This is a genomic window from Ectothiorhodospira haloalkaliphila ATCC 51935 (assembly GCF_000633935.1).
Taxonomy (GTDB): domain Bacteria; phylum Pseudomonadota; class Gammaproteobacteria; order Ectothiorhodospirales; family Ectothiorhodospiraceae; genus Ectothiorhodospira; species Ectothiorhodospira haloalkaliphila.
Map to the genome: position 1 here is coordinate 339,077 of NZ_KK214996.1, position 12,458 is coordinate 351,534.

Below are 12,458 nucleotides of genomic sequence, written 5' to 3' on the forward strand. Positions count from 1 at the left end.
ACCTACCACCACTGAATGAGGAAACAGAACAGTCCGCAACTTCGTTAATAAATCAAAAAAATCAGCACCTTAAAAAAACATCGTGGCACTCGAAGGATGGCCAACCAAGCCATACCCACAGGCGTGGCTGTCATTTTTCTGATCCAGATCATCATTTTGACTCGGCGGTGAGAGCTCCCAACTCAGCGGGCAGACCAACCACGCAACAACCACAAAAAAAGGGGCGCCGCGGCTTGCCACCGCGACGCCCCTGAGTCCATCACCATCAAGTGCTGGGGAAGTCCGGCATGCCGAAACGGGCATCCCCAGTACCATGGCGCGGCCCGCCCTCACGCAGCAGCGGAATCATGACCACCAGCGCGGCCAGGAGGATACCGATCTCCAGGTAATACACCGCCAGGTAACCCGTTGCTGGCGATGCCAGGGTCTCCCCGAGCAGCCCGCCACCGGTGATGAGGCCGACAAGGTCGCGGATGATGCCCCCCAGGGCGATGGCGCCCCCGGCGGCAGTCGCCTGCACGGCCCCCCAGGCCCCCACGGCCATGCCGCTTTGCTGGTCGCGTGCAAAGGCCATCATGGCCAACAGGGTGGAGACCGCAAACAGCCCTCCCCCAAAGCCGATCAGGCCGGTGCCCAGACGGAAGATCAGGGTGGACTGCAAGGGCACCGCCAGCACCACGATGATGAAGGCCACCACGCCGATGACCGCGCCGATGGCACCCACCCGGTAGGGATCACCGCCACGGGTGAGCACGTAGCCGGCCAGGGAGAAGGCCATGAGCATCCCCATGGCCCACAGGGCCGTGAGCGTGGTGGTGGCAGACACCGACATGCCCAGGATCTCACCCCCATAGGGTTCGAGCAGGATGTCCTGCATGTTGAAGCCGACGGTCCCCAGACCGATCACCACCAGCAGTCGGCGCACGTGCCCCACGGAGGCAAGGGCACGCCAGGCCTCCAGGAACGGCACTCCCGGCTCATGGCGGGCCTTGGCTCGATCATGATCAATCGCCTCCTGTTTCCACAGGGCGAACAGGTTCACCACAATGGTGACCACGGCCACGCCCTGCAGCACCTCGATCAGGCGACCAGGACTATAGTCGGTCAGCAACCAGCCAAAGATACCGGAGGCCAGCACCATGCCCAGAAGCAGGATCACGTAGAGCAGTGCCACCACACGGGGCCGCTGCTCGGGGGCCGCCAGATCCGTGGCCAGGGCCAGACCGGCCGTTTGTGTGGTATGCAGGCCCGCCCCCACCAGCAGAAAGGCCAGGGCTGCCGCCATGGGGCCCAGGAAGGCCGGGCCGCTCCCGTCAGCCAGCACCAGCAGGGCAAACGGCATGATGGCCAGGCCACCGAATTGAAGCATGGTGCCGAACCACAGATAGGGCACCCGTCGCCAACCGAAGGCAGATCGGTGATTGTCGGAGCGATGGCCCAACAGGGCCCTCAAGGGGGCAAACAGCAGTGGCAGGGAGACCATCAGGGCCACCAGCCAGGCGCCGACCCCCATTTCCACCACCATGACCCGGTTCAGGGTACCCGTGAGCAGCACAATGGCCATACCCACCGATATCTGGAACAACGCCAGGCGCAACAGGCGCGGCAAGGGCAGTTCCTTGGTGGCCGCATCGGCGAACGGCAGGATCGAGGGACCCAACCGTTTCAGGATGCCCATGAAGGCGCTTGAGGCCTTTCTATCCTTCATCGCTGATCACTCCCACTGGTCTGGTGCATGCGATACCTCCGGCGACCATCAATCAAAACCCAGAAAATCAAAGATATCCCGGTCCTTCATCGGCGTGGCGCGCTGTGATTGCACGCCATCGAGCAGGCTCTGAGCCAGGCGCATGTACTCGGCCTGAGCCGTTCTCAGTTCCGGCTCGTCGTCCATCTCGAAGACGGTGGACTTCTTCAGGCGGCTGCGGCGGATCACATCCAGCAGCGGGAAGTGCGCCAGGCGATTGAGGCCCACGGCATTATTGAAACGGTCGATCTCATCGGTGTTTTCGCTGCGGTTGGCGATCACCCCGCCGATGCGCACCTGGTAATTCTTGGCCTTGGCCTCGATGGCTGCGGCGATGCGGTTCAGCGCGAAGATGGAATCGAAATCGTTGGCCGTGACAATCAGCGCCTGATGGGCATGCTGCAATGGGGCGGCAAATCCGCCGCAGACCACGTCGCCGAGCACATCGAAGACCACCACATCGGCGTCTTCCAGCAGATGGTGCTGCTTGAGCAGCTTGACCGTCTGGCCCACCACGTAGCCACCACACCCGGTACCCGCAGGGGGGCCTCCGGCCTCCACGCACATGACGCCGTTGTAGCCCTCGAAGACAAAATCCTCGGGGCGCAGCTCTTCCTCATGAAAGTTCACGGACTCAAGCACATCGATGACCGTGGGCACCATGGACTTGGTCAGGGTGAAGGTCGAGTCGTGCTTGGGGTCGCAGCCGATCTGGATCACCCGTTTGCCCAGTCGCGAGAAGGCGGCGGACAGGTTGGACGAGGTGGTACTCTTGCCGATGCCCCCCTTGCCATAAATGGCAAACACCTTGGCCTTGCCAATGTGCAGATTGGGGTCCATGGACACCTGTACGCTGCCCTCGCCGTCCGGCGGTGCGGGGCAGTCGTTATTGCAAGTCGAGTTCACGCCGTATTCTCCTCGGTCATACCGTCAGGACGGTCTAGGGTTCTTCACAAGCGCCGGGGGCGGACCCCTGGCGTCTCGGCGTCCGGGCCCGTTCATGGGGGATGCTCAGGCTTCCAGCAGATGATTGGCCGCCCGGGCCGAGGTGAGGGAATGGATCGCGGCCAAGCGCCGGAGGTTAGCGCGCGGCATCTGCAAACACAAGCACAGCCGCCCCCGACGGGCTCGCTGAATTCAGCCGCCGAGTTTACGGTGAAACCAGAGGTTGCGGGCTTCGTTGATCACCAGCCAGATGATCCCGGCCCACACCATGAGGTCGGCCACGTAGTAGATCAGTGCGCGCCCGTCGCCTTCCTGCCCCACCCAGGCCTTCATGCCCATGCCCAGGGTGAGTCCGCCGAAGAAGAGCAATACCGACATCACACGATGACGCGCCACGCGGTCCGTAAAGGCCATGTACTCCTGCTCACCCCGCAGCCACTCTTCGTCCACATCCTGCTCATATTCCATGCCCGGCTCCTGTTCCGTGACCTCCATGTGCTCCTGAGCCGCGATGGGTGCCCCACAGCCTGGACAGGTGGGGGCCTTGTCCGATACTTCCCGGCCGCATTCGGGACATTCAATTAACGCCATTGGTCATCCCCTTGTAAATTGAAGCGCAGATTGGGCCCCTTGCCGCACGGGTCTGCCATGTCCCGCGACTGATCCGGTTTGGGCCCGTCACCCCGCGCATGATACAAGGCGATCAACACCGGGTGAATACTTACTCCCGGGAAGTTCATCCATGACGGCACAAGCCGCCGTTCCCATGATCCAGGGCAAGTTCATGACACACGAAGCCGAGGTTACACGCGTCTCCACCGGGCTGCCAGGTCTGGACGAAGTGATCGACTGTCTGCGCATCGGCGACAACGTGGTCTGGCGCGTGGACCATGTGGATGATTATCAACGCTTCATCGACAGCTTCGTGCAGGCAGCCGTCGCTCGCAACCGAAGCATCATCTACCTGCGTTTCGGTCATCACGCTCCGCTTGTGGAGGCCGGCCCCAATGTACGGGTGGTCCATCTGGATGCCCTGATTGGCTTCGAGGCCTTCACGGAACATGTGTACCGCCTGATCACGGATCATGGGCGCGGGGCCTTCTACGTATTCGACTGCCTCTCCGACCTGCTGGAGAACTGGGCCACCGACCTGATGGTGGGCAATCTGTTCCGTGTGGTCTGCCCCTACCTGTTCGAACTGGATACCGTGGCTTATTTCGGCCTGCTCAACGACCGCCACTCTCACACCACGGTGGCACGCATCCGGGAGACCACCCAGGTGCTCATCGACGTGCGCCGCACCGCAAGCGAATGCCATGTGCAACCGGTGAAGGTCTGGCGGCGCCAGTCTCCCACCATGTTCCTGCCCCACCGTCACCGGGGACACCGGTTCGAACCGGTGATCGACAGCAGCGATGCCACCCGTGTGCAAACGGCCCTGCAACCTGATCACAGTCAGGGTCCGCAACGCCAACTGGACTATTGGGACACCTTGTTCCTGGAGGCCGCCCGGCAGCTTGAAAGGCCGGATGACGAAAAAGGCCAGGCCGCCCAGGTGGAACGCCTCTGCCGGGTGCTCCTGGGGCGGGATGAACGCATCCTGGGGCTGGCGCGGCGATTCTTCCGCCTCGAGGACCTGATGGCGATTCGCGCCCGGGTGATCGGCAGCGGCTACATCGGTGGCAAGGCAGCCGGCATGCTACTGGCCCGACGCATCCTGCTGGACGCGGATGCGAACACCTGGGAAGAGCACCTGGAGCCCCATGATTCATTCTTTCTGGGCACCGATGTGTACTACTCCTTTCTGGTACACAACGGCCTATGGCCACTGCTCATGCGCCAGCACGAACCCGAAGGTTATTACAGCGAGGGTCGCGCGCTGCACGCGCGCATGCTCAAGGGCGAACTGCCCGAGGAAACCCGCCTGGAACTGGCCCGGATGCTGGATTATTTCGGCCAGTATCCCATCCTGGTCCGCTCCAGCAGCCTGCTGGAGGACGGCTTTGGCAACGCCTTCGCAGGCAAGTATGACAGCGTCTTCCTGGTGAACCAGGGCGCCCCCGAGGAGCGACTGGCAAAACTGGAGGAGGCCATCCGCCAGGTCTTCGCCAGTACCATGGGTGAAGATGCCCTGGTGTATCGCCAGCAGCGGGGCCTGGACGGCATGGAGGAACCCATGGCGCTCCTGTTGCAGCGGGTGAACGGTCGCTATCACGGTCGTCATTACCTGCCGGATGCTGCCGGGGTGGGCGTGTCGCGCAACATCTTCACCTGGGATCCGCAGATGGATCCCGCCGCCGGCATGGCGCGACTGGTGGTGGGCCTGGGCACACGGGCCGTGGATCGCAATGATGACGACCACGCCTGTGTTGTCCCATTGGATCACCCGGAGAAGCGCCCGTTCCGGGATGACGAGGATGCCATGCGCTTCTCCCAGCACCAGGCCGACACCCTGGATGTAACCGACAACGTTCTGACCAGTATTCCCTTGCGCCAGTTGGCACCGCTGGATGCGGATATGGAACGCATCCTGGGCTGGTGTGGAGAGCAGGACCGCGAGGCTGTGCGGCGGGCCCGGGAACATGGCCTCACGCCGCCCTGGCGGATCAGTTTCGCCCCGCTTCTCTCACGAACCCGTTTCGTGCCACTGATGCAGCAGCTACTGGGAACCCTGGAAGCCACGTATGAGTATCCGGTGGACGTGGAATTCACGGTACACATCGGCCTTGAGGGGCAACCCTCGTTCAATCTGGTGCAGTGCCGCCCCCTGCAGACACTGGGGCAAAACCGGCCCGTGACGGTGCCGGAGGCCGTGTCGAACGACCGATTGCTGCTGGCAACCCAGGGGCATTTCATGGGTGGCAGCATGGATCAGCCCATTCACCGGGTGATCCGCGTGGACGGCGGGCGTTACAGTGCCCTGACCTCGCACCAGAAATTCGCCGTGGCCCGCCTCGTGGGACAGGTCAATCGCGCCATGAAGAATCGGGATGACTGCCCTACCCTGTTGATCGGCCCAGGTCGCTGGGGGACCAGCACGCCGGAACTGGGCGTGCCCATCCGGTTCGCGGACATCAGTCGCATGGCGGTCCTCATGGAGGTGGCTGAACTGGGCGGCGGCGTGGTGCCGGACCTGTCCTACGGGTCGCATTTCTTCCAGGATCTGGTGGAATCACGCATCGCCTACGTGGCCGTGCGTCCTCACGACCGGCACACCGACTACCATCCCGAGTGGCTGAATCGCGCGCCACGGGAGGTGATCGATGAAGATGCGCTGGATGGCCTGGATGCCGACGTGCTGGCGAGCATAACGGTGCATGACGTCGCCGGGGTTGGCCTGAGGCTGGTGGCCGACGTGGTGAGTCAGCGGCTGGTGTGTTACCAGGAAGGCAAATGAGAGCCCCTCTCCCGCTTGCGGGAGAGGGGTTGGGGTGAGGGGCCGGCGTGCCCCCGGGCGTCAGACCACGCCCATGGCCATCATGGCACGGCCCACCTTCAGGAAGCCGGTGATGTTGGCGCCGGTCACATAGTTACCCGGGGCACCGAACTCGTCGGCCGTCTCGTAGCAGTTGCGATGGATATCCACCATGATCTCCCGCAGGCGCTCCTCGGTGTGCTCGAAGGTCCAGGAGTCGCGACTGGCGTTCTGCTGCATCTCCAGGGCGCTGGTGGCCACACCGCCGGCATTGGCGGCCTTGCCCGGGCCAAAGGCGATGCCCGCGTCAGAGAAAATGCGCACCGCTTCCGGGGTGCAGGGCATGTTGGCGCCCTCGGCCACCACGATGCACCCGTTCTTCACCAGGGCCTTGGCATCGTGACCATTGAGCTCGTTCTGGGTGGCACAGGGCAGCGCCACATGGCAGGGCACTTCCCAGATGTTGCCATCTTCCAGATACCTGGCGCTCTTCTTCTCCTGGACGTAGGCGTTGATGCGGCGACGCTCCACTTCCTTGATCTGCTTGACCAGATCCAGGTCGATGCCTTCCTTGTCCACGATCACGCCATTGGAGTCTGAACAGGCCACCACCTTGGCGCCCAGTTCCATGGCCTTCTCCATGGCATAGATGGCCACGTTGCCGGAACCGGAGACGACGCAGGTCTTGCCATCCAGGGAGTCGGATCGCACCTTGAGCATTTCGTTCGTGAAGAACACAGTGCCAAAACCCGTGGCTTCCTTGCGGGCGCGACTGCCGCCCCAATCCAGCCCTTTGCCGGTGAATACGCCGGACTCATAGCGGTTGGTGATGCGCTTGTACTGCCCGAACAGATAGCCGATCTCACGCTGGCCCACGCCGATGTCGCCGGCGGGCACATCGGTATATTCGCCCAGGTGGCGATACAGTTCGGTCATCATGCTCTGGCAAAAGCGCATGATCTCGGCGTCGGAACGGCCCTTGGGATCGAAGTCACTGCCGCCCTTGCCACCACCGATGGGCATGCCGGTGAGCGCGTTCTTGAAGATCTGCTCAAAACCCAGGAATTTGATGATGCCCAGATACACCGAAGGGTGAAAGCGCATGCCGCCCTTGTAGGGGCCCAGGGCACTGTTGAACTCGACACGGAAGGCACGGTTGATGTGCGTCTGGCCCTTGTCGTCCTGCCAGGGCACGCGGAAGATGATCTGGCGTTCAGGTTCGCAGCACAGCTGGATGATCTTGCGATCCGCCAGTTCCGGGTACTTCACCAGCACCGGGCCGAGGGTTTCCAGTACTTCCCGCACAGCCTGGTGAAATTCCGTTTCCCCCGGGTTTCTGTGCAGCACTTCCTGATAGATGGGTTCCAGCTTTTCGTCCAGACCTGCGACCATGGGATGGCTTCTCCGCGTCATTCAATGTGTTTAAGCGCGGTATTGTAACCTTTCACACAATTCCTTGGGTAATTCCCATCAGACCTTGAAGCACCCCAGGCCCCCCTATGAATCCGGGGCGGTAAGAAATTCCACACGGTTGCGACCTGAGGACTTGGCCTGATACAGGGCCTTGTCAGCCCGCTGCAAGGCATCATCCGGCGACATATCCGTGGAGCATAAGGGGGTCAGGCCGATACTCACCGTCACCGGAATGCTCAGTCCGTGAACGTTCACCGGCACCTGTTCCACCCGGGCACGCAAACGCTCGGCCAGGTGCAGGGCTGCCTCGATGGCGGTATCCGGCAGGAGCACGGAAAACTCTTCCCCCCCTACCCGGCCCGGGGTGTCCGTCTTGCGCAGACAGTCGCGCATCAGGTGGGCAAAATGCCGCAGTACCGCGTCACCTGCGGAGTGACCAAAATTGTCGTTCACGGCCTTGAAGTGGTCCAGATCCAGCATCATCACCACCGCCCGATGGCCATTGCGCTCCAGGCGGGCGATCTCCTCGGTGACACGAGAGAGGAAGTGCCGGCGATTCGCCAGACCCGTGAGATAGTCCGTGGTGGCCATCTCCCGAAGTTCCTGCTCCATGCGCTTGCGCTCGCTGATGTCCGTGACCGTGCCCACCATGCGCAGGGGCTTGCCACGCTCATCACGGCGCACCACCAGCCCCCTGGACAGGATCCACCGCCAGCCGCCTCGGCTATCGCGCACCCGATGCTCGCAGACAAAGTTGGGCAAGCGGCCATCCAGATGCGACCACAGATGCTCGTTGAGATGATCAAGGTCGTCGGGGTGCACCCGAGCCAGCCACTGCTGGTAATGGGGTGTGGCGCCTCCATCGTCGATACCCACGATTTCCTTGCACCGATGAGACAGGACGGCCTCGTCGGTGTCCGGCTTCCAGTCCCAGACGCCATCCCCGGCCCCCTCCAGGGCAAAACGCCAGCGTTCCGCACTCTCCTTCAAGGCCTCGGCATCCCGCGTGCGCTCGATGGCAATGGCCGCCAGGTTGGCCTTTTCCTGAATCAGATGAATGTCGCGTGCGCTGGGGCTGTGGATGTATTCATGGTAGACGGCAAACGTCCCGAGCACCTGTCCACGGGTCGACAGGATCGGTGCCGACCAGCAGGAGGCCAGACCGGCCTCCCGGGCAACGTTCTTGCCCGGAGCCCAACGCGGATCCGTCTGGATATCCTCCGAGATCACCACCTTGCCGGTGGCCGCCGAATGCCCGCAACTACCGATATTTTCCTGTATGGGAGTGCCGTTGACAGCGCGAGTGAAAAAGGCCGGCAGGCTCGGAGCAGCGCCCACCAACAAGGCGCCATGGGCGTCGTCAGCGAGCATGATGCTGCAGCGCATGTCCGGGCATTCCAGTTCCACCTCCTCGGCCAGTACATCCAGGATGATCTGCAGCTCAGCCCCCTGGGCCAGCAGTGAGAGCACATGGCTACGGGCAGCCTCTCGCTGCTCTTCCTGTTTTCGGGGGGTGATATCCGTCAACACCCCCTCGAAGACCAGAGGCTCACCGTCCTCGCCATATTCCGCGCGGGTGAATTCCTCGATCCATATGATGTCGCCGGTCCCCGTGACCACTCGATACTCTTGGCGATATCGCGGACGTCTCAGGCGCACATGCTCCGCGACCTCTGCCTGCGATCGGGCTCGATCATCCGGGTGTATCACGTCCAGGAAGGGGATCTGCCCAGAAACCAGCTCTGCAGCCGAAAGCCCCCACCGCGACACGTTGCTGGAGATATATTCCACCGGCCGGCCAGTCTGAGGCGACCAGCGACACAGCACCACCGGGCTTGATTCCACCACCTTGTTGGCCAGTTCCAGGGCCTCCATGGCAGTGAGCCTGTCCAGGGCCACGGAGAGATCATCGACCATCTCCACCAGGAGCGCCTCCACGGAGGGGATGAAGAAACCATGCTCGTCGGAAAAAAGGTTCACCGTACCGGTGACGGCTCCCCGACTCCCAATGGCAAACCGGGCCACGGACCGTCGGCCAGCCCGGGCTGCGGCCCGGGAACCCGGGAGCCCCTCATCCGGACGGAGTTCATTGAGCACCAGTCGCTCGCCGTCATTCGGCATCGGATCCTTTTGCCATTCCCTGGAACTATGGAACGGATCCACGTCGCCCACATCCTCGCCGGCTCGAACGAAGACCCGCAGATTGCGGGTATCCGACAGGTCCCACACACCGATCCAGCAGGCACTGAACCCACCCATCTCAACGCTGATGCGGCAGACCTCCTGCAACAGGGGCTTGAGGCCACGACTGCGAACGATGGCCTGATTGACCCGGCTGATCATGGTGTGCAGGTGCTTTTCCCGGCGAGCTTCCCGGGCCGTCTGCTGAATCTGCGTGAGGTCCTGCAAGATGACGATGCAGCATCGCAGGCCGCCCCTGGCATCGCGCACTGCGCGCAGGTGGATGCCCGCATACACCACATGGCCATCCCGATGCAGGAAGCGCTTTTCTCCCGTATGGGCCTGCGTGCCGCCGGAGCACAGTTTCTGGAGGGTCTGCGGGTCAAACACGGGATCCGATGGATCGGAGATCTCCTCCCACGACCGCTCAAGCAGCACGCTGCGCTCGTAACCCAGGATTTCGCATAACCGGTCGTTGACCTCGCGCCAGCGGAGATCCACCGGGTTCAGGATGGCCATACCCATCACGTGCAGGTCATAAAAATGCCGCAGCAGACCATCGGTTTGGGAAGCCAGGGGGCGGTTACGCAGGCGTTCTGCGAGCAAAAACACGAATCGGTCCGGTTCACCGTCGCGCCCGGGTTCACATGCCACTTGCAGATCCACCCGGAAACTGCGCCCGGCAGTGTCCGCGCAAGCCACATCCTGGGCGAGAGAAGCCCCGTGTTCGGTGGCCTCACGAAAGAGATTCTCAAATAGTTCAGGCTCACCGGGGGCCACCAACTCCCCCAGGTGCAGACGTCCTCGCATCCCCTTGCCCTGGCGCTCATTGAGCCGCAGCAGGCTGCCGGCCATGTCGTTGAGATCCAGGATGATCCCGTCACGATCCGAGTGAATGGTGGCAAGCGGCACCCCGGGGGTGGAAGACACATTTCCCCCACCCGGGGCGTTCACCAACCAGGGTGTTGTCCTATCCTGTGACATTGAGGCCCGCCCGGCCTTGGCAAGGGGACGACCCCCTCCGTTATTCGACAATAGCATCGCCGCGATATCCCTGAGGAGATATGAGACCATCATCCAGATGACCGGAATAATTATGGGGCATCAATGGTTTGCAGCCACCACACAAAACATTACTCGCCTCCCCTCACCGCACGAAGGCTGCGACCCTCATCGGCTTCCAGTATCAGGGCCCCATCTTCATCAAAATGGTGTTGCCGCACAGACTCCAGCAATCGCATGAAGGAAAGCTCCTGATCCATGAGCGGCTCAGCGCAGGCCATTCGGGTACTGGCCAAGGGACCCACTTCCATGGTTTCCCCAGTCAGCTGATAGGCGCCCATATAGCGATTGCAAGAAGCGAGTCCCGCCAACCGCTCACCGGGCAGAAAAGCGAGCGTGGCATGTGAGTCTTCCAGCAGGGGCGCCTCATCCATGCTCACCACCTGCCATTCATCACCCACGAGCAGATCATGAGGGTCACCCCCGCACCCTCTCACCACGGTTTCGCCCCAGGTGAGCCTCACCTGATCCGGATAGCTCATGCCACTCATGCTATCCCGGCAAAGCCCTGACTCAATGCGGATCTCCAGGGGGCCTTCGTTCGTAGGGGCTGCGTAGAGCACGCCTGAGTCATCCCTGACGGCTTCCGGGGTGGCCAGGGTGAGTTCCCGCTGGCCATAGTCCATGGAAATCTCCAGCGTATCCGGCCCGATTTGCACCAGCCAGCCGGGCTCATTGCCCTGAGCGCGATAGGTCGGTGCCTGGGCCATCTGGCAGTCCAGCCGCGTTTCGTCATCCAGCGTGAGTACAGCCTCATCTCCACGGTTCCAGAAGGAGACAGTGTCGCCATTCACCGTGCCGGCGTAACGGGCACCGGAGGCAGCGGGCTCGGCTTGAAAGTGGTGAACATGGTTATCCATGACCAGCTCGAGGATTTCTCCCCTTAGGCGAGTGATCACAGGTATGCCTCCGCAATCCCAGAGCACACTACCGAGCCGGGCTGGGTCCGGCTCAATGCTACCCCCGGCGGGCTCAACCCGATCTTGCTCTGAGCCACAGCCCACCAGTGCCAAAAGGGATGCGCCGGCAACGCCGACCAGGAACCACTTGTTCATTGAGATGCTCCATCCAGGGAAATCATCTCCCATCATACTCGGTGAACAAGTTAAGCCAATGGGAATGCGGTCACGTGACGGAAGATCCATAACGAAAAAGGCCCGGATGCCATTGCTGGTCATCCGGGCCTTGATCTTCAAGATGGCGTCCCCACGGGGATTCGAACCCCGGTCGCCGCCGTGAAAGGGCGGTGTCCTAGGCCTCTAGACGATGGGGACTAGAGAAAGCGGGCATTCTAGCAGAAAAATTCATTTTTGCCAGAACTTTTTCAAGTGATTTTGAAAGGTCAGGACAAGGCCCTTCAAAACCACCCTCTCAGGTAAAACTCAGTCCCTAGGCCCCGTTAAAACAACGGTGACCAGTCCAGTGAAGACCAACAGGAAACTGATCGGTACCAACGAGAGAAAATATTTTGCCAGGTCATCGTAACCGGTGAACAAGGCAGTAAAACCGGTGATCAGGCTGATCAAACAGATCAGCGTTCCGACGAGCATCGAGATCTTGCCTAATCGATACATGCCGGAGCTTCCTGATCACCGGGTAAATCATTTGGTGGAGCCAGGCGGGATCGAACCGCCGACCTCTTGCATGCCATGCAAGCGCTCTCCCAGCTGAGCTATGGCCCCGAAGGAGGTGCGT

The 12,458-nt window shown here is 61.9% G+C and carries 8 protein-coding genes, 2 tRNA genes and 1 pseudogene; 1 reads left to right on the forward strand and 10 read right to left on the reverse strand.

The window, feature by feature from the left end:
* Positions 1 to 265 precede the first annotated feature (265 nt).
* The 4 genes and pseudogenes from ECTHA_RS0103400 to ECTHA_RS20655 all read right to left on the reverse strand — a co-directional run.
* Complete coding sequence (locus ECTHA_RS0103400; RefSeq protein ID WP_025282076.1) at positions 266 to 1,708, reverse strand: BCD family MFS transporter; 1,443 nt, start codon at positions 1,706 to 1,708, stop codon at positions 266 to 268.
* A 48-nt stretch (positions 1,709 to 1,756) separates the two neighbouring features.
* The gene (gene bchL, locus ECTHA_RS0103405) at positions 1,757 to 2,587 is read right to left on the reverse strand and encodes a ferredoxin:protochlorophyllide reductase (ATP-dependent) iron-sulfur ATP-binding protein (RefSeq protein ID WP_238624500.1); all 831 of its coding nucleotides are present in this window, start codon (positions 2,585 to 2,587) and stop codon (positions 1,757 to 1,759) included.
* A gap of 297 nt (positions 2,588 to 2,884) precedes the next feature.
* A complete protein-coding gene (locus tag ECTHA_RS0103410; protein ID WP_025282078.1) occupies positions 2,885 to 3,187 on the reverse strand; it encodes a hypothetical protein in 303 nt (100 codons plus the stop codon).
* A 21-nt stretch (positions 3,188 to 3,208) separates the two neighbouring features.
* Positions 3,209 to 3,283, reverse strand: a pseudogene (locus ECTHA_RS20655) (zinc-ribbon domain-containing protein); the annotation flags it as partial.
* A gap of 193 nt (positions 3,284 to 3,476) precedes the next feature.
* Here ECTHA_RS20655 and ECTHA_RS0103415 point away from each other — a divergent pair.
* Complete coding sequence (locus tag ECTHA_RS0103415) at positions 3,477 to 6,089, forward strand: PEP/pyruvate-binding domain-containing protein (RefSeq protein ID WP_035369245.1); 2,613 nt, start codon at positions 3,477 to 3,479, stop codon at positions 6,087 to 6,089.
* A 60-nt stretch (positions 6,090 to 6,149) separates the two neighbouring features.
* Here ECTHA_RS0103415 and gdhA read toward each other — a convergent pair whose 3' ends face one another.
* The 6 genes from gdhA to ECTHA_RS0103445 all read right to left on the reverse strand — a co-directional run bounded on the left by gdhA (position 6,150) and on the right by ECTHA_RS0103445 (position 12,445).
* Positions 6,150 to 7,499, reverse strand: a complete 1,350-nt coding sequence (gene gdhA / locus ECTHA_RS0103420) for an NADP-specific glutamate dehydrogenase (protein ID WP_025282080.1) — start codon at positions 7,497 to 7,499, stop codon at positions 6,150 to 6,152.
* A 105-nt stretch (positions 7,500 to 7,604) separates the two neighbouring features.
* Positions 7,605 to 10,631: a GGDEF domain-containing protein gene (locus ECTHA_RS18870; RefSeq protein WP_169738272.1), complete on the reverse strand. Its 3,027-nt coding sequence runs from the start codon at positions 10,629 to 10,631 to the stop codon at positions 7,605 to 7,607.
* Positions 10,632 to 10,834: 203 nt separating this feature from the next.
* Positions 10,835 to 11,941: an META domain-containing protein gene (locus ECTHA_RS16965; protein WP_084306688.1), complete on the reverse strand. Its 1,107-nt coding sequence runs from the start codon at positions 11,939 to 11,941 to the stop codon at positions 10,835 to 10,837.
* Positions 11,942 to 11,961: 20 nt separating this feature from the next.
* Positions 11,962 to 12,037: transfer RNA gene (locus ECTHA_RS0103435), tRNA-Glu, on the reverse strand.
* Between the two features lie 108 nt (positions 12,038 to 12,145).
* A complete protein-coding gene (locus ECTHA_RS0103440) occupies positions 12,146 to 12,337 on the reverse strand; it encodes a hypothetical protein (RefSeq protein WP_025282084.1) in 192 nt (63 codons plus the stop codon).
* 32 nt (positions 12,338 to 12,369) lie between these two features.
* Positions 12,370 to 12,445: transfer RNA gene (locus tag ECTHA_RS0103445), tRNA-Ala, on the reverse strand.
* Positions 12,446 to 12,458 lie beyond the last annotated feature (13 nt).

Excerpts from the sequence above, each read along its gene's own strand:
- ECTHA_RS0103400 (WP_025282076.1), bottom strand. The coding sequence starts at position 1,708 with ATGAAGGATAGAAAGGCCTCAAGCGCCTTCATGGGCATCCTGAAACGG.
- bchL (WP_238624500.1), bottom strand. The coding sequence starts at position 2,587 with ATGGACCCCAATCTGCACATTGGCAAGGCCAAGGTGTTTGCCATTTAT.
- ECTHA_RS0103410 (WP_025282078.1), bottom strand. The coding sequence starts at position 3,187 with ATGGAGGTCACGGAACAGGAGCCGGGCATGGAATATGAGCAGGATGTG.
- ECTHA_RS0103415 (WP_035369245.1), top strand. The coding sequence starts at position 3,477 with ATGACACACGAAGCCGAGGTTACACGCGTCTCCACCGGGCTGCCAGGT.
- gdhA (WP_025282080.1), bottom strand. The coding sequence starts at position 7,499 with ATGGTCGCAGGTCTGGACGAAAAGCTGGAACCCATCTATCAGGAAGTG.
- ECTHA_RS16965 (WP_084306688.1), bottom strand. The coding sequence starts at position 11,941 with ATGACCAGCAATGGCATCCGGGCCTTTTTCGTTATGGATCTTCCGTCA.
- ECTHA_RS0103440 (WP_025282084.1), bottom strand. The coding sequence starts at position 12,337 with ATGTATCGATTAGGCAAGATCTCGATGCTCGTCGGAACGCTGATCTGT.